Raw genomic sequence first — 15540 nt, forward strand, 5'->3', positions numbered from 1 at the left:
ATGCTTAAGTTAACACGACGCTCTCGGTGGATCGACCGGTGACCGCAACCGAGGAGCGACAGAATCTCCGTCGCCGTCCCGAGGTTCGGCCGAGCCATCTGTCGTGTCAATCATACTGTATGTATATAGTTATAGCATCCGTTGAGTCACAAAGCGAATCATTACTCTCACGGCGGCTAGCGGGTCAGAGAGGTAGAAGCGGATTGTTGACGGATATGATATACTTATTCACGGCTCCCGGGTAGTCGATTCGGCCCGGAACGGTCGCTGAGGGTACCATACTGTAATCTAACGGTCAGTAACCGATCGAATCCGATAGAAATCTCGACACGTCTTCGCCGTTAACCGTCCGTATCGACGAGAACGAGCGATGATCTGAAATCGGAGTGAAACCTGCGGCCGCCGAGTCGAGGGCCGTCGAACGTGCCGGTGATCCGGATTCACCCGTCGGTGTTAACGGCCTCGGCGTAGACGCTGACCGTATTCGGCTCATCCGTGTCTGTCCGGCGGGAATCTTCTTCGCGACCGACGAATTCGAAGTGCACGAACAGTTCGTCTCCCGGACTGAGAACGGCGCCGTCGTTGCTGACATCGCCGGTGAACTCGCCGGCGCCCATTCTGTCGTTGGTCGTTCCGAGCCGCTCGTACGTGTAGTACGCTCGCGGGAAGTTCGTGTCCCAGTCGACCGCGTTGTAGTACTCCGAGAGGGTGACTGCGATGCTGTCTTGTCCCTCATTTCGTATCGCGAAGATATCGGTGAACGTGAAGTTCGCGTCCTCGGGGAGTCCGGAGGCGTTCTGAGCGCCGAAACTGCCGTCGAACGCGAGTTGGAGCATGCTATCTTCATAGTCTGCGTACGCGCTCGTGGGAATGAGAGTGAGGAATGCCGAGTTGTCGCCGACCGTTTGGACGCTTATTCCGCGATCGGCCCGTGCGATATTGAACGCGTTGCCGCCGAATGCTGACATTCCACCGACGGCGACCGATCCCAATCCGACCAGTATTTTCCGCCGTTGCATATGTGAATCACCTTCGCGCTCGTTTCCGGCAGTCGGATCAATCCGCCCGAAGTGAACCCCCGTTCGTGCCGGTGTCAAGCGCTTAGAACACTCGAAGAAGAGAAGCAACATTAGTCTGAACAGGTTGTTACAGTGGTAACCCAAGGTTGTTATCCGGATAAATTGTTCAACGAGGCAATAAGTATAGATTGCTAACCGGACTAATTATTTGGCATAAAATAAATGGAAATATGGGCGTTAAATCGGCGGTGGATTTTTTCCAGAAATATTGTTTCAGCCGTTTAATTGCTATGCGAAACTGGTTTCGGTGCGACAGTGGTATCAGAGTCCGTTTCCATTCTCTTGTGCGACCACTTGGAACGTGCCATCGATATTGTCACTATCTAGATCCTCTTGGACGATTTTCACGCCAACGTCCAGTGCCTGGCCCGGACTCAGACTCCCGCGATTATTGCTATTAAGCAACGTTCGGCTTCCCGCGGAACTACCGGTGTAGAACGAGACTCCGGGGATGTCCTCGTTTATCCAGATTTCAATCTCGCCGACACCGCTGCCGCTGTTATTCGAGAGATTTTGGAGCTCGAACGTGCCGTCGAAGTAGTACGTCGAACCGGGGTTCACGCCATCACCACCGAGAGAGTTCCCCTGTTGTGGATTACCACTTCGCGCACTAGTTGGGTTATCACTGGTAAAGTCCAGTTCAAGCGCGCCGTCTCCGTTGTATTCAACAAAGTTCCCGTTCCGAGTATCACCGCTATCGCTAAGGCCGTCATCAGGACGCTGAAGCGCGATGTACGCGCTCGCGTCACCGACTGTCTCAACTTCGATGGTACGATCTCCAGAGTTGAACTGCGACACTGCCCCGCTACCGATTGCAGCCGCCCCGCCGGCGGCGAGCGATCCTAGACCAGCCAACAGCTTGCGTCGTTGCATAGTGTTGTCACCTGTTTGGCGCTCGTCGCCGCACGCGGCTCGGGCCGGACAGAACCTCATATCCGCCGTAACGCCGCGTGGCAGTTCCGAGCGCTCACAAGACACAAGAGAGGGGACCGTTACTAGTCTGAGTAGCTTGTTGAACCACCAGTTCGAAGTTGTGGCTCCAACTAGATCATCGTACGCAGCGGTAAGCAGCGATTCCGGCGGGAGCGACATCGTGAAATTCGATCCTATCCATCCGTACTATCTGACTGTCACGGCACCTACACCGAGATAACGAAGGTATGCAGCATGCTATCAGTATCTGTACGTGCCGCACGTGAGTTGTTAACAATGGATTAGATCGGTTAGCGCGGTTTATACCTAAAAGTCGGAGGTGAGAACATATACCAATGATCGACGAACGCGGGAGCGATGAGGCGGATTACCGCTCCGGGAGCCGTCCGTTTCGCCTCGGCTCGTTGACGAGGTACGTGCCTGGAGCGGCGTCGAACGCTCCAAAACGGAACGTTCTCATCTCGCTTGCCTATTTGTTTATCAGTTCACTCGCCCTCGGAACGGTCTTGACGGCACTGTGAGTGCGACGAGGGGGAGCAACTGACGCTCCCGAACCCGGAAGCGATTTCCGTCGGCCCCGCCTTCCGTCGAGCATGGACTACGAATCGAGCCTCGACCGCGCGATGGAGGAGGTGCCGGATCTGGGCGGCTCCGACGAGCGCCTGTCGGTGCCGGACCCGGAGACGCAGAAGGACGGCGCGTTCACCCGACTGACGAACCTCTCGGCGATCGCCGACGCGCTGAGCCGCGACCCCGAGCACGTCCACTCGAAGATCCAGCAGGAGCTCGGGACCGCCGGCCAGTACGAGTCGGGCCGCGCCCGCTACAGCGGGAACTTCCGCGAGCGCGACTTCCAGGCCGCGATCGACTCGTACATCGAGTCGTACGTCACCTGCTCGGAGTGCGGCCTGCCCGACACCCGGCTGGAGACGGAGAACCGCACGCCGATGCTCCGGTGTGAGGCCTGCGGGGCCTTCCGCCCGGTCGCGAAGCAGAACACCTCGAACACGCAGCGCCAGGAGGAGGCCATCGAGTCGGGCAAGACGTACGAGCTCGAGATCGTCGGCACCGGCCGCAAGGGCGACGGCGTCGCCGAGGTCGGCGAGTACACCGTCTTCGTCCCTGGCGCACAGGAGGGCGAGACCGTCAAAGCGTACATCAAGAACGTCTCCGGCAACCTCGCGTTCGCCCGCCGCGAGAGCTGATCGGCCCGCCGCACCCGGTCCAAGCCGGACCGAGCCGCTCGTTTTGTCGTCCGACTCGTTCCGCTACCCGACCGTTTATCCGCGCGTTCGCGGATCGTGAGACATGGCGACACGACTCCCCGACGCCGCGTTCGACGACCGGCTCGCGGCGGTCCGCGACCGGCTCGCGGCGACCGACGCCGACGCCGCGACGTGGTTCGGCGCGACCGCGATCGAGTACCTCACCGGCTTCCACCACATCCAGACCGAGCGCCCGGTCGTCCTCGCGGTGACGGCCGACCGGGTCGAGATCACGGTCCCGCGGCTGGAGGTCGAGCGCGTCGAGCCGAACCCCCGGATCGACGCGGTGCATAATTACTTCGACTACCCCAGCGGCGACCCGATCCGCGTCGCCGTCGACGCGCTCGACGGGCTCGACGCCGACCGCGTGGCGACCGACGCCGACGGCGCGCCGGGCGTGATGGGGTACGAGGGCCCCGCGCTCTCCGAGTTCGTCGACGTCGAGACGCAGTCGTGGGTCGACCGCATGCGCTGGGAGAAGTCGGCCGCCGAGGTAGACCTGATCCGCGAGTCGGCCAAGTGGGCGAACCTCGGCCACCGCTACCTCGCCGACTTTACCGAGCCGGGCGCGCACCCGGCGACGGTCTCGCAGCGCGCCTCGACGGAGGCCTCGCGGGCGATGCTCGACACGCTCGGCGAGACGTACAGCGTCCGGGTGCGCGGCGGCGGTCCCGTCCACGCCGGCTACATCTCGGGTCGCGAGACCGCGCTGCCCCACGGCCACACCCCGAACGAGCGGCTCGCCGAGGGCGACGTCCTCGTCACGGGCGCGACCGCGAACGTCGACGGCTACCGCTCCGAGCTGGAGCGGACGATGTTCGTCGGCGACTACTCCGACGAGCAGGCGCACTACTTCGAGCTCATGCTGGAGGCGCAGACCCTCGCGATCAACGCGCTCGGCCCGGGGGTCCCGGTGGCCGAGGTGGACGAGGTCGTCTGGGAGTACTTCGAGGAGCAGGGCGTGACCGACCTCGCGCGACATCACGTCGGTCACAACATCGGGCTCGGCGCCCACGAGCCGCCGTACATCGACCGCGGCTGGGGCGAGCGCTACGACGGCGACGACGCCGTGATGGCCCCCGGACAGGTGTACACGATAGAGCCCGGACTCTACACCGACGAGTACGGCTACCGCCACTCGGACACCGTCGCGATAACCGAGTCTGGCACCGAGACGCTGACGCACTTCCCGCGCGACATCGACGCGAACGTCGTGTGAGCTACTTGACCCGCCCGACGACGATCCGGTGACCGGTCTCTTTGGTGTGCTTCCGCTCGAGGTCGGTGGCCTCGTCGCCGTCCTCGTACAGGCGCTCGACCGAACACTCCCGGCAGACGACGTGGTACTTCGGCTTTTGCGTTGCGGAACTCATAGGACCCGCCATGGGCTGTCGTGACCTAGTTAAACGCATCGTACCGCGGTTTAAGCAATTGTTATTTGACCGTTTCAGGGCCGCAACGCCGCACATCACCGCAGCTCGCCGCGGCCGTTCGAGTCAGTCGCCGCCGTCGGCTCGCCGCTCGAACCGATCGAGCGCGAGGCCGAGCATGTCCGGGCTCACGGGCTGGTACTCCTCCCGCTCGTGTTCCGGGAGGTACTCCCGCACGCTGTTCCACGACTCGCGGGCGTACCGGGCGTCGAGCAGGACGCGCACCCCGCGCTCGTCCGGCCCGCGGATGACCCGCCCGACCGCCTGTCGGGCCTTCCGCACGGCCGGCACCGTGAGCGCCGTCTCGAACCCGGACTCGAAGCGGCGGTCGTAGGCGGTGATCACGGCTCTGGTCCGCGGCCGGGACGTGTTGATGATCGGGACCCCGCAGACCACGGCGGCCGACAGGCGGTCCCCGCGGTAGTCGACGCCCTCGGTGAGCGTACCGCGGAGGCTCGTCACGAGCACCTTCCCCTCGCCCGCGAAGAAGTCGTCTTTCAGCGACTCCGTGGCGCGGTCGCCGGAGGACTCGTCGAGGAGCACCGGTTTGTCCAGCCGCTCCGAGAGCGACTCGGCCATCCACGTCGCCTCCGCGTAGCTCGGCGTGCCGACGAGCACGTTCCCCTCGCGGGCCGCCACCGCCGCCGTCGCGTCCAGGTGCGCGAGCCGGGTGTCGTTCGACTCGCCGGGCGCGCCGCGGTTCTGGTGGGTGAACTTCGGCGCGTCGACGGCGAGGCTCGCGCGGTTCGCCTCGGGGAACGAGAGCCCGTACGTCCGCTCGACGACCGGTCGGCCCTGCGATTCGAGGTGATCGAGCCCGGTCACCTCGCGGAACACGTCCATCGGCTCCAGCGTCGCGCTCATGAGGACGCCGCCGCCGAACTCGGCGAGCCGGTCGCCGATCGGCTCGCTCGGCAGGCAGTTGTACAGCGCGAGACTCGCGTTGTAGGCGCGCCGCCACGAGTCCGGCGGCGCGGTCTCGTCCCACGTCCGTTCCAGATCGATCGCCCGGAAGAACTCCTCGTGGCCCTCGCGATACCAGGCGTTGAGGGTGCGCCCGACGCCGGGCGCCGCCCGCTTTTTGTCCTCCTCCTCCAGCGAGTCGAGGACGCGCTTGACGACCGCACCGACCTGGTGAGCGCGCGCCCAGACGCGGTCGCCGTACCCCTCGCGTTCCGCCCACGCCGTGATCTCGTCTCTCGCCGGCTCCTCGGGGTCGCGGAGCGCGATCTCGTCGTCGTCGAGCTCGCGCATCGACGCCCGCCAGTCGGGGCGCTCGCGGTCGAGCCGCTCCGTGACCCGTCGGTCGAGCTCGCCGCGGAGGTCGGCGTAGAACTCGCGGACGGACTCGATCTCCTCGACGGTCACGTCCGCGTCGGCCAGCTCGCCCCGCACGAGCGCCGCGTCGTCCGACTCGGCGCCGGCCGTCTCGAAGGAGAGCGGCTGGACCACGCGGGTGAGCTCGTTCTCGGCGTCGCGGAGGCTGGCGTCGGCGACGGCGTCGCTCACGAGATCGCGGACGCGCGGTTCGAGCATGTGCGCCTCGTCGCAGACGACGAACGTCGCGTCGTCGAGCAGTGCGCCCGTGAACGTCCCGGTCGTCACCGGGTCGAACGCGTGGTAGTAGTTCCCTATCACGACCTCGACCTCGGGGACGAGCGCCCCCATGATCGAGTGGGGACAGGAGCCGTGACCCGCGGCGAGCCGGACCAGTTCGTCGCTGTCGACGTGACCGATGTCGGTCACGTCGAACGGGACCGCTTCCGCGGGGTCACCGTCCTCCGGGAGGTCGTCGAGGAACCCGGCGTAAAAGGGGCAGAACTCGGTCCCCTCGTACTCCTCGGTGTCCGGGCGGTACGGGGTGGGTTCGCCGTCGACGCTGAGGTAGTCGGCGGCGGCGGAATCGTCACCGTGCGATCCGGTGTCGCTCCCCGAGTCCATCAGCCCGACCTGCTGGCTCCGCGCCTCGCTCACGAGGTTCGACGTCGTGGTCGCGCCGCCGTCGCCGACGAGGTTCCGGGTGCGCTCGCGGAGCCCCTCGCAGCGTTCGTACACGTTCTCGCGGTCGACCCCGCCGCGGTTCTCGCGGGCGTACGGGCAGACGTCGGCCTTGCCGACCAGCGTCAGTCCGGAGACCGGGTCGTACTCGTCCGGGAGATTCGCGTTGATCGTCCCCAGATCCGTCTCGAACTGGCGGAGCTGCTGTTTGACGCTCGTGAGGACGAAGACGCGCTCGAAGTCGGAGTCGGGGTCGCGGACCCGGTCGAGCCCGGCGGTGAGCGCGAGCATCGTCTTGCCGGTCCCGCACGCGCCCTCTAACGAGAGGAAGCCGCCGTCCTCGGCGGCGTCGACGGCGGCGTCGATCCCGTCGGCCTGCTCCGGATACGGCTCCTCGTGGCCGAAGAGGTCGGACCACGGCGGGGGGTTCGTCACTGTGGCCGCGTAGCTTCCCATCGGAGTTAAACCTTGAGAGAGACGACGGCCGCGGCGGCCGCGGCGGCTACCGACGGGCGGCCGCGGCGGTCCCCCGCCGCCGGCGATCCTACCCGATGATGTCGTGCAGGTCGGAGAGCCGGTCGATCTCCCAGGTCGGCCACACGTTCAGCTCCCAGTCGCGGCGGTGCGGGCGGCGGATGAACGCGGAGTCGATGCCCGCGTTCTCGGCCGCGCGCACGTCGGACTCGTTGTCGCCGACGAACAGGGCGTTGCCCGCATCGAGGTCGCCGAGCGCCTGATCGATGTAGTGGGGGTTCGGCTTGCGGAGCTGGAGCGAGTGGATCGTGGGCTCGCGGCCATACGCGGCGCCGAACCGCTCGAAGCCGTCGAAGTGGTCGACGAGGAAGTCGACCGTCGCCTGCTGGTTCGAGGAGACGATTCCCATCTCCACGTCGAGGCTCTGCAGCTCGTTGAGGTCGTCGTACGGGGTCTTCCGCCCCGCGCGGGCCTCCTGCTGTTGGGCCTTCGAGACCACGTCGTCGCGAGTCCGCCAGAACGACCCGGGATCGAGGTCGTACGTCTGACAGACGGTCCCCACGCTTCCGGGGGTCGCACCGATGGTCATGCGCTCTACGTCGTCCGGATCGGGCTCCTCGACGCCGCACTCTTCGAACGCGTTCCGGGTCGCATCCCGGAGCACGTCGAAGCGCGTGCGGCCCACGAGGACACCGTCGTTGTCGAACACGACGGTATCGTACGTCATACAGTCCGGAGTCGCTCAGCCCTTAAAAGGGTTTCACCAACGCCGCGACGCGACCGCCGGCTCTTTTATACGCGTCCGCCGCCCGTCCCGGGGTATGCGCGTCAGCGTCATCGGCGGGAGTTCCGTCTCGCCCGAGACGGCGTCGGTCGCCGAAGCGGTGGGGGAACGGCTCGCGGAACGCGACCACACGGTCGTCTGCGGTGGGCTCGGCGGGGTGATGGCGGCGGTGTGTCGCGGCGCCGCGAACGCGGGAGGGGAGACGATCGGGATCCTGCCGACCGCCCGCCGCGCGGACGCGAACCCGCACGTCACGGTCCCGATCGCGACGGGGCTGGGTCACGCCCGCAACGCGCTCGTGGTGCTCAACGGCGACGCCGCGATCGCGATCGACGGCTCGCACGGCACGCTCTCGGAGATCGGACTGGCGCTCGCGCACGGCCGCGCCGTCGCCGGGCTCGACACGCACGAGGTCGCCGGCGTGGAGGACGTCGACACCCCGACCGAGGCGGTCGAGTACGTCGAGAGCGCCGCGGGGCCGAACTGACCGCTCGGCGGTCAACCGCCGCTCTCGACGCCCGTGATCTCGAACCGAGCCCCGCCTCGCGTGCCCTCGGACACGGAGACCTCCCACCCGTGCGCGTTAGCCACCTCCCTGACGATGTTGAGACCGAACCCGGTGCCGCCTTCCGCGGTCGTGTATCCCACGTCGAACACGTCCTCGCACTCGTCCTGGGAGATTCCCCGCCCGTCGTCCTCGACGAAGAACCCCGTCGGCAGGTCGGTCTCGGCGCGCGTCGTCGTGTACATCGGCGAGACGTCTCCGACGAAGACGGTCACGTCGTCGCCCCCGTGGTCGACCGCGTTTCGGAACAGGTTCTCCAACAGCTGTTTCAGTCGGCTCGGATGCGCCAGCAGCCGTCGGTCGCCGTCGACGACGAGCGTCGCGTCGCCGGTGGCGACGTTCGCCCAACACCGCTCGGCGAGGTCCGAGAGCTCGACCGAGTCGAGTTCCCGCGGTCGCTCGCCCTGTTTCGCGAGAGTCAACAGGTCGTCTATCAGCTCGAACGTTCGATCGATCGCGGCCGCCGCGTCGTCGACGTGTCCGACGTCTCCCTCCCTGCGCGCTAACTCGATCCGTCCCTGTGCGACGGTGAGCGGGTTCCGCAGGTCGTGAGACACGCCGCTCGTGAACGCTTCGAGGCGCCGCCGCTGTCGCTCGGCCTCGGCGACCGCGCGAGCGGACGCGACGGCGTTCGAGATGCGGCGGACGAGAACGGGCGTCCGGTCCGACTCGCCGCACGACCGCGCGACGTCGGTGGCGCCGGCCTCGAACGCGTCGCTGACGGCCGCCGCGTCGAGCGCCTCGTCGGGGCAGAACACGATCGGGAGCTCCGGGTGTCGGTCGCGGACGGTTTCGACGAACGGGACCCCGGTCGGGTCGGTGAGTCCGCCCGCGGTCACCAGGCAGTCCACGGGCGTGTCCCGGAGGACACGCAGCGCCGCGTCGGTGTCCGCTGTCGGCTCGGCGACGAGCCGATCGTCCGCGCGTTCCAGCGACGTCGCTATCGCCGCCGCTCGCTCCGGCGTCTTCGTAACGAGAACGATCGCGATGCCGTCGCCGGGCGCACCCATTTGGTGTTCGTCTACTGTTGCCGCGCTCGACGTATAACTACCGGGAGGGCCGCCGCGGGCTTACCAGGTGTCGTGGAACGTGTCGAACTCGATCGAGTCGAGGGGTTTCTCGCCGATGGCGGCCTCGTACTCGCCCGGCGTCAACATCGGCTTGTGGAACCGCGGGCCGTCGTCGGTCGTGATGCGGGGACAGCCCGTGTTGACGAACGCGTCCATGTCGAAGTTGCGGAGGCGGTCCGGCGTCACCTCGTCCATCGTGATCAGGTACGCGTTCTCGTTGTTCTCGACGATCTCCTGGGCGGTCTCCCACCGGCCCTGGCCGATCTTCGTACAGAAGATGACGCCCCACTTCTCGGCGCCCATCGCCTTGTGGACCGAGGCGTAGCGCTGTTTGAGGAACTGGTCGTGTTCGGCGACCGAGACGGCGTTGTTGACCGGGTCGGCGATGACGACGCGCTTCTCCGGGTGCTCCATCGCGAGGCCGACGGGGTGGAACTTTCCGCCGCCGACGTACAGCACCTGGTCGGCGGGGATGTCCGCGGAGGCGTAGTTGCAGCCGAGCACCTGTCCCTCCTTCGTGAGCCGGTCGTCGCCCCGGCGGGTGTGAACCTCGTAGCCGCGCTCCTCCAACCAGTCGGTCATCTCCTCGAACCGGTTCATGTGCTGGGCGGTGGTGACGAGGCCGACGTCGGGGTTCTCCTCGGGGTCGTCGAGCTCCTCCGCCAGCGCGTCCTCCATGATCGGGAACGGGTCGACGTTCGAGAAGAGGGGGACGTAGACGATGCTGTCGGACTCCTTCATGGGCGTGTGGCCGAAGTGGACGAACACGTCCGTCCGGCGCATCAGGTACGTGTCGAGGTCGCAGGCGCCGTAGCAGGGCTGGCCGGACAGCATGAAGGTGACGTCGTCGGGCGCCGCCTCCCGCAGGTCGTCGGCGACCTTCGGGCCGCGGCGCTTGAGTCCCTCCGGGAACTGGAGGCCGACCTTGGAGGCGTCGCGCTCCTCGATGGCCTCGACGATCCGGTCGAGCTCGTAGTCCCACTCGCGGTCGTGTTTCAGGGCCATCCCAGTCTTCGTGAGGTCACCCTCCGTGGAGCCGCTCATGCACCCGGATTACGTGGGGGGACGGTTAAACGGCGCGCTCGGAGGGTATTCTCGTGATCGTTCGGGATCAAGCGAGACCGGACCCCGACACGGGTCGGCCGTCGCGGTTATCGTAGTCATCGCGACCACCGCAATCACCCCGGCCATCGCGGTCATCGCGACCGCCGCGGCCGGCGACGGACCGTCTGCCGCGGCCGACGGATACAACCGCCGAGCCGACGAACCGGAGAGCCATGAGCGACATTCCGCTGGAACACGTCCACGTCGCGCCGGACGACGGCCCGGAGAACGCGCCCGCCGTCTTCGTTCTCCACGGCCGCGGCGCCGACGAGGAGGACCTGCTACCCGTCGCGCGCCACCTGCCGGACGGCCTCCACGTGGTCAGCCTCCGAGCGCCGGACCCGCTGCAGGGCGGGTACACTTGGTACGAGCTCGACCTCTCGGCCGGCGGCCTCGAATCGAGCCAGCCGGACGCCGCGGACTTCCGCCGCAGCCTCGATCTCGTCGCCGAGAGCGTCGACGCCGCCGCCGAGGCGTACGCCATCGACCCCGACCGGATGGGGCTGCTCGGCTTCAGTCAGGGCGCGATCACGAGCCTCTCGCTCCTCGTAGAGGAGCCGGACCGGTACGCGTGGGTCGTCGCGCTCCACGGCTACCTCGCGGACGCGCACTCGGACCTCGCGCCCGACGGGATCGAGGGGAAGCCGGTCCTCGTCGGCGCCGGGGCCGGCGACCGCGTGATCCCGGCGTCGCGCTCGGCCGCCGCCGCCGACCGCCTCGAGGCGATCGGCGCCGACGTCACCCGGGGCAACTACCCGGGCGGCCACGGGATCGGGCAGGAGGAGCTGGCGGACGTCGTCGCCTTCGTCGAGGCGCGAGGCGCGTGAGGGCGCGGCCAACGCGGACGCGGTCCCCGACGTATCGGAGGGCGGGACCCCCGGCTCCGGCAGGTTGAAGCCGCTCCGCGCCAACGATCGGTCATGAGCGTCGAACAGGCCTCCATCGAGGACCTCGGTCGCGAGCTCGGCGAGCGGATCGCCCGAACCACCGAGTACGAGCGCTTCGAGGAGGCGCGCGAGGCGGTACAGCGCGACGAGGAGGTCCAGGCGAAGATCGACGAGTTCGAACAGCTGCGCGCCGAGTTCATGCAGGCCCGCGAGACCGGACAAGCGACGAACTCCGGGCTCCAGAAGGTGCAGGCGGCGCAGGACGAGCTCCACTCGATGCCCACCATGCGGGAGTTCCTCGACGCGCAAGACGAGCTGACCGACACCCTCGAGACGGTCAACGAGGCCATCTCGGAACCCCTCGCGGTCGACTTCGGCGGCGAGGCCGGCGGCTGCTGTCAGGACTGACGGGCGGTTCCGCGGTCGCTCTCCTGTCGACTTTTATCACCGATAGCGACGCAACCCGGCGCGTGATCGCAGTCGCCGGCGGCAAGGGCGGAAGCGGGAAGACGACCACGACCCTCGGGCTCGCGCGGGCGCTGTCGCGGCGGGGCGCGCGAGCGGTCGCGGCCGACGCCGACTGGGACCTCCCGAACCTCGCGCGGTTGGCGTCGGAGACCGCGGACGGGACCGCTGAGACCGGCGCTCGGGACCGCCCCACCGTCGTCGACGCGGTCCTCGGCGGCGGTTCGATCCCGCTCGACCGTCGGTCGCCGACGGTGCTCGCCGCCCCCGACGACCCCGACCCCGTCGATCCCGGTCCGACGTTCGGATCGCTCGGCGAGGCGCTCCCCGACGACGCCGCGGCGCTCCTCGACTGTCCGGCGGGCGCGTCGCCGGACGCGGCGGCCCCGCTCCGCGCGGCCGATCGGTCGCTCCTGGTGACGCCCCTCCGGCGAGCGGCCCTGCGCGACGCCGCCAAGACGGCCGCGATCGCGCGGCGGCTGGACTGCCCGCCGCTGGGCGTCGTCGCCGTCCGCGCGTCGTCCGTCCCGGATCCGGTCGCCGATCTGCTCGGCTGCCCGGTGGTGGGGCGGATCCCCGCTCGGGCGCCGGCGCCGCTCTCGGACTCGGCCGTTCGATCGGCGTACGACGACCTCGCGCGGCGACTCGCGCGGGGGTACGGAGCGGGGCGATGGCGGATCGCCTGACCGTCGATTCCGCGTCCCGATCGCGGTTTGGCGGTCACCGACAGAGCCAAACCCCCGGAGACGACAGCGATCGTATGGAGGCGCTCCCGACCGGAATTTCGGTGCTGGACAGGGAGTTCGGCGGCGGCATTCCGAGCGGCAGCGTCGTCGCGCTGGAGGCCGACCCCGCCAGTCAGTCCGAGCTCATCCTGGACCGACTCGCGCGGGTCCGGGAGTGCCGGTACGTAACGACGGTGCGCTCCGCCGACGCGGTGGAGGCGAGCCTCACGCTCGACGGCGAGGCGGACGAGACGGTGGTCGAGGACGCGACGGGGGACGACCCGTTCGCGACCGCGCTGGACGCGGCCGCGGAGCTGTCGGAACGAGGGACGATCGTCGTCGACTCCGTCGGCCCGTTGGAGTCCGACGACGGCGCGGAGTACGGCGCGTTCCTCGGCGATCTCCGTCGGCGCGTCGACGACGCCGACGGGCTCGCGGTGCTTCACGCGCTCAAAGGGGGAGCGGCCGACCGAAACCGAGTCGTCACCGAGCAGATCGCGGACGTCGTCTTCGACCTCCGGATCGCGGTGACCGGAACGGAGATCGTGAACCGACTCGTCGTCCCGAAGTTCCGCGGCGGCGCGGCGCTGGAGGAGCCGCTCAAGCTGAAGCTCACCGATTCGGTCTCCGTCGACACGAGCCGGGACATCGCCTGAATCGGGCGTTTCTCGATCCGGTTCGATTACAGCACCGCGGCCGCGACGGCCACGACTACGCCGACGAGCGCCGCCGCGACCGCCCAGTTCCGGGGCTCGTCGAGCGGTCCGTACGGGCCGCCCTTCCGCGAGAAGAGATAGGCGGCGTACACCGCGATCGGTGCGAGCGTCGGCAGGGTCCCCACCTCGACGACGCCGGCGACCCCGGACAGCACCGCGACCGCGACCGTCGTCGCGCCGGCGCTCGCGGCGACCACGAGGTCGTCCCGCGCCCGTTCGATCTCCATCGGTCAGCCGCCCTCCGCGTCTCTCTCCGTCGGCCGGTCGGTTTCCATGTCTCTGGGTGGGTCGACCGTCGGTCAAAAAGGATCGGTTCGTCGTCCGGCCGAGACGCCGCGAAGGGGGTTACTCCTCGTCGAGCTCGTCGACGATCTCGTCGGCGTCGACGTCGACGTCCTCGAGCGCGTCCTCGATGTCGCCGGCGCCGGCGCCGCCCATGCCGCCCATCATGCCGCCGAGCCCGCCCATGCCGCCGCCCTCGATGACCTCCTCGACCACGACGCGGTCGAGGTCGAGCCGGCCCATGAGGTCCTGCGCGATCTGCTGTTTCTGGAACATCCACTGCTGGTTCATCTGCATCGCCTGCGTGGCCGTCACGTAGAGGACGTCTTTCTCGACCTCATCGGTCTCGACGACCTCCTCGCCCTCGTCGTCCTCGGTGACCGTCTCCTCCTCCTCGGTGACGGTCTCGATGCGGACCTCGGGCGCGTCCTGGAGGTACATCCCGAGCATGCCGGCGGCCTGCTGCTCGCGGTCGTCGATGAGCTCGAGGATCTCGTACTCGTACTCGAGGTCCTCGCCGGCCAGCGGGTGGTTGAAGTCGACGCGGGCGCGGCCGCCGATGATCGTCTCGAGGTAGCCCTGCTGGTTGTCGATCTGGACCTGCGCGCCGGGGTACCGGCTGTCCTCGGGGATCTTGTCGGCCTTGACGGTCTCGACCTCGTCGGGGTCGTACGCGCCGAAGGCGTCCTCGGCGGGGACGTCGACGACGCCCTCGTCGCCGACCTCGGCGCCGACGAAGGCCTCGTCGACCGCCGGGAACACGTGACCGGCGCCGAGCGCGATGACGCGGGGTTCGAACTCGTGTTCCTCGGTGTCGATCTCGGCCTCCTCGGCCGTCTCCTCGTCGGTGGTGTCGATGACCCGGCCGTCGTCGGCCGTTCGGATCGTGTACGCGACCCGCACGAAGTCGCCGTCCGCGAGTCCGGCGCTCTCGGTCTCGGCTTCGGTCTCGGCCTCGTCGGCGTCCTCGGCCGCGTCCGCTTGCTCCTGATCGCTCATACCCTGAACGTCACCTGTTACACCCTTAAGGCGCACGGTTCGACGCGGCGGCGACCGCGTCGCGCCGGAGTTAGCGTCCCGCGGCGCTTAAGAACGCGCCCGGCGGAATCCGGGTATGTTCGAGGTCGAGATCAAGGTGCCGGCCGACGTCGACGCGGTCCGCGAGCGCCTGCGCGAGGCGGGCGCCGAGCGCGTCGACGCGCGTCGCCAGCGGGACGCCTACTACGACGCGCCGCACCGCGACTTCGCCGAGACGGACGAGGCGCTTCGGGTCCGCCGCGAGACGCCGCTTCAGAGTGGAATCTCCCCGGCCGACGCGGCGGACGAGGCGGAGGGTCCGGACCCCGGGTCGAACGCCCCACCGACAGCGCCCGAGACGACCAAGATCACGTACAAGGGGCCGCTGCTCGACGAGGGGTCGAAGACCCGCGCGGAACACGAGACCGAGGTGGCCGACCCGGAGGCCGCGGCCGGCATCCTCTCCGGGCTGGGGTTCGAACCGGCGGCGACCGTCGAGAAGCGCCGCGAGTTCTGGGCGTACGACGGATTCACGGTGACGCTCGACGCGGTCGACGGGCTCGGCGAGTTCGTCGAGATCGAGCGCGCGGTCGCCGAGGAGGGAGCGATCGAGGCCGTCAGGGACGACGCGCTCGACGCCCTCGACCGGCTCGGACTCGACGGCGCGGAGCAGGTCCGCACGTCGTACCTCGGGCTGTTGCTGGCGGAAGACGACGCCGACGCGAGCGACGACGGGTAGTCGGGTC

18 protein-coding genes are annotated in these 15540 nt (G+C 68.1%); 9 read left to right on the forward strand and 9 right to left on the reverse strand.

Annotation, left to right across the window (positions count from 1 at the left end):
• Positions 1-440: 440 nt before the first annotated feature.
• Both DJ74_RS10440 and DJ74_RS10445 read right to left on the reverse strand, forming a co-directional pair.
• Entirely contained in the window at positions 441-1130 is a 690-nt protein-coding gene (locus DJ74_RS10440) for a hypothetical protein (RefSeq protein ID WP_217900323.1), read from the reverse strand.
• A gap of 210 nt (positions 1131-1340) precedes the next feature.
• On the reverse strand, positions 1341-1952 hold the full coding sequence (locus DJ74_RS10445; protein ID WP_176451339.1) for a hypothetical protein: 612 nt from the start codon (positions 1950-1952) through the stop codon (positions 1341-1343).
• Positions 1953-2347: 395 nt separating this feature from the next.
• On the opposite strand from DJ74_RS10445, the gene DJ74_RS10450 reads away from it, so the two are divergent.
• The 3 genes from DJ74_RS10450 to DJ74_RS10460 all read left to right on the forward strand — a co-directional run bounded on the left by DJ74_RS10450 (position 2348) and on the right by DJ74_RS10460 (position 4496).
• Positions 2348-2533: a hypothetical protein gene (locus DJ74_RS10450; RefSeq protein ID WP_094527201.1), complete on the forward strand. Its 186-nt coding sequence runs from the start codon at positions 2348-2350 to the stop codon at positions 2531-2533.
• Positions 2534-2605: 72 nt separating this feature from the next.
• The gene (locus DJ74_RS10455; protein ID WP_094523829.1) at positions 2606-3217 is read left to right on the forward strand and encodes a translation initiation factor IF-2 subunit beta; all 612 of its coding nucleotides are present in this window, start codon (positions 2606-2608) and stop codon (positions 3215-3217) included.
• 103 nt (positions 3218-3320) lie between these two features.
• On the forward strand, positions 3321-4496 hold the full coding sequence (locus DJ74_RS10460) for a Xaa-Pro peptidase family protein (protein ID WP_094527202.1): 1176 nt from the start codon (positions 3321-3323) through the stop codon (positions 4494-4496).
• A gap of 1 nt (position 4497) precedes the next feature.
• Here DJ74_RS10460 and DJ74_RS19190 read toward each other — a convergent pair whose 3' ends face one another.
• From DJ74_RS19190 to DJ74_RS10470, 3 genes are all read right to left on the reverse strand, one after another.
• Complete coding sequence (locus tag DJ74_RS19190) at positions 4498-4650, reverse strand: hypothetical protein (RefSeq protein WP_170938322.1); 153 nt, start codon at positions 4648-4650, stop codon at positions 4498-4500.
• 123 nt (positions 4651-4773) lie between these two features.
• Complete coding sequence (locus DJ74_RS10465; RefSeq protein ID WP_094527203.1) at positions 4774-7140, reverse strand: ATP-dependent DNA helicase; 2367 nt, start codon at positions 7138-7140, stop codon at positions 4774-4776.
• A 109-nt stretch (positions 7141-7249) separates the two neighbouring features.
• Positions 7250-7906: an HAD family hydrolase gene (locus tag DJ74_RS10470; RefSeq protein WP_094527204.1), complete on the reverse strand. Its 657-nt coding sequence runs from the start codon at positions 7904-7906 to the stop codon at positions 7250-7252.
• 94 nt (positions 7907-8000) lie between these two features.
• On the opposite strand from DJ74_RS10470, the gene DJ74_RS10475 reads away from it, so the two are divergent.
• Entirely contained in the window at positions 8001-8450 is a 450-nt protein-coding gene (locus DJ74_RS10475) for a TIGR00725 family protein (protein WP_094527205.1), read from the forward strand.
• An 11-nt stretch (positions 8451-8461) separates the two neighbouring features.
• Here DJ74_RS10475 and DJ74_RS10480 read toward each other — a convergent pair whose 3' ends face one another.
• Together DJ74_RS10480 and dph2 are read right to left on the reverse strand one after the other, a co-directional pair.
• Positions 8462-9538: a HAMP domain-containing sensor histidine kinase gene (locus tag DJ74_RS10480; RefSeq protein WP_094527206.1), complete on the reverse strand. Its 1077-nt coding sequence runs from the start codon at positions 9536-9538 to the stop codon at positions 8462-8464.
• 60 nt (positions 9539-9598) lie between these two features.
• Positions 9599-10642, reverse strand: coding sequence for a diphthamide biosynthesis enzyme Dph2 (gene dph2 / locus DJ74_RS10485; RefSeq protein WP_094523834.1), 1044 nt, complete (start codon positions 10640-10642; stop codon positions 9599-9601).
• 233 nt (positions 10643-10875) lie between these two features.
• On the opposite strand from dph2, the gene DJ74_RS10490 reads away from it, so the two are divergent.
• From DJ74_RS10490 to DJ74_RS10505, 4 genes are all read left to right on the forward strand, one after another.
• The gene (locus DJ74_RS10490) at positions 10876-11529 is read left to right on the forward strand and encodes an alpha/beta hydrolase (protein ID WP_094527207.1); all 654 of its coding nucleotides are present in this window, start codon (positions 10876-10878) and stop codon (positions 11527-11529) included.
• 93 nt (positions 11530-11622) lie between these two features.
• A complete protein-coding gene (locus DJ74_RS10495) occupies positions 11623-11997 on the forward strand; it encodes a YlbF family regulator (RefSeq protein WP_094527208.1) in 375 nt (124 codons plus the stop codon).
• Positions 11998-12059: 62 nt separating this feature from the next.
• A complete protein-coding gene (locus DJ74_RS10500; RefSeq protein ID WP_094527209.1) occupies positions 12060-12740 on the forward strand; it encodes a P-loop NTPase in 681 nt (226 codons plus the stop codon).
• 74 nt (positions 12741-12814) lie between these two features.
• On the forward strand, positions 12815-13435 hold the full coding sequence (locus DJ74_RS10505) for a transcriptional regulator (RefSeq protein ID WP_094527210.1): 621 nt from the start codon (positions 12815-12817) through the stop codon (positions 13433-13435).
• A 26-nt stretch (positions 13436-13461) separates the two neighbouring features.
• Here DJ74_RS10505 and DJ74_RS10510 read toward each other — a convergent pair whose 3' ends face one another.
• Both DJ74_RS10510 and DJ74_RS10515 read right to left on the reverse strand, forming a co-directional pair.
• Positions 13462-13722, reverse strand: a complete 261-nt coding sequence (locus tag DJ74_RS10510) for a hypothetical protein (protein WP_094523839.1) — start codon at positions 13720-13722, stop codon at positions 13462-13464.
• A gap of 118 nt (positions 13723-13840) precedes the next feature.
• Positions 13841-14776 (reverse strand): peptidylprolyl isomerase, encoded by a 936-nt coding sequence (locus DJ74_RS10515; RefSeq protein WP_094523840.1) that lies wholly within the window; start codon positions 14774-14776, stop codon positions 13841-13843.
• A gap of 115 nt (positions 14777-14891) precedes the next feature.
• On the opposite strand from DJ74_RS10515, the gene cyaB reads away from it, so the two are divergent.
• Positions 14892-15533, forward strand: a complete 642-nt coding sequence (gene cyaB, locus DJ74_RS10520; RefSeq protein WP_094527211.1) for a class IV adenylate cyclase — start codon at positions 14892-14894, stop codon at positions 15531-15533.
• Positions 15534-15540: the final 7 nt, after the last annotated feature.

It is taken from the genome of Halorubrum sp. Ea8, from assembly GCF_002252925.1.
Taxonomy (GTDB): domain Archaea; phylum Halobacteriota; class Halobacteria; order Halobacteriales; family Haloferacaceae; genus Halorubrum.

Excerpts from the sequence above, each read along its gene's own strand:
- DJ74_RS10510 (WP_094523839.1), bottom strand. The coding sequence starts at position 13,722 with ATGGAGATCGAACGGGCGCGGGACGACCTCGTGGTCGCCGCGAGCGCC.
- DJ74_RS10455 (WP_094523829.1), top strand. The coding sequence starts at position 2,606 with ATGGACTACGAATCGAGCCTCGACCGCGCGATGGAGGAGGTGCCGGAT.
- dph2 (WP_094523834.1), bottom strand. The coding sequence starts at position 10,642 with ATGAGCGGCTCCACGGAGGGTGACCTCACGAAGACTGGGATGGCCCTG.
- DJ74_RS10450 (WP_094527201.1), top strand. The coding sequence starts at position 2,348 with ATGATCGACGAACGCGGGAGCGATGAGGCGGATTACCGCTCCGGGAGC.
- DJ74_RS10490 (WP_094527207.1), top strand. The coding sequence starts at position 10,876 with ATGAGCGACATTCCGCTGGAACACGTCCACGTCGCGCCGGACGACGGC.
- DJ74_RS10475 (WP_094527205.1), top strand. The coding sequence starts at position 8,001 with ATGCGCGTCAGCGTCATCGGCGGGAGTTCCGTCTCGCCCGAGACGGCG.
- DJ74_RS10445 (WP_176451339.1), bottom strand. The coding sequence starts at position 1,952 with ATGCAACGACGCAAGCTGTTGGCTGGTCTAGGATCGCTCGCCGCCGGC.
- DJ74_RS19190 (WP_170938322.1), bottom strand. The coding sequence starts at position 4,650 with ATGAGTTCCGCAACGCAAAAGCCGAAGTACCACGTCGTCTGCCGGGAG.
- DJ74_RS10505 (WP_094527210.1), top strand. The coding sequence starts at position 12,815 with ATGGAGGCGCTCCCGACCGGAATTTCGGTGCTGGACAGGGAGTTCGGC.
- cyaB (WP_094527211.1), top strand. The coding sequence starts at position 14,892 with ATGTTCGAGGTCGAGATCAAGGTGCCGGCCGACGTCGACGCGGTCCGC.
- DJ74_RS10515 (WP_094523840.1), bottom strand. The coding sequence starts at position 14,776 with ATGAGCGATCAGGAGCAAGCGGACGCGGCCGAGGACGCCGACGAGGCC.
- DJ74_RS10480 (WP_094527206.1), bottom strand. The coding sequence starts at position 9,538 with ATGGGTGCGCCCGGCGACGGCATCGCGATCGTTCTCGTTACGAAGACG.
- DJ74_RS10460 (WP_094527202.1), top strand. The coding sequence starts at position 3,321 with ATGGCGACACGACTCCCCGACGCCGCGTTCGACGACCGGCTCGCGGCG.
- DJ74_RS10440 (WP_217900323.1), bottom strand. The coding sequence starts at position 1,130 with ATGTTGCTTCTCTTCTTCGAGTGTTCTAAGCGCTTGACACCGGCACGA.
- DJ74_RS10495 (WP_094527208.1), top strand. The coding sequence starts at position 11,623 with ATGAGCGTCGAACAGGCCTCCATCGAGGACCTCGGTCGCGAGCTCGGC.
- DJ74_RS10470 (WP_094527204.1), bottom strand. The coding sequence starts at position 7,906 with ATGACGTACGATACCGTCGTGTTCGACAACGACGGTGTCCTCGTGGGC.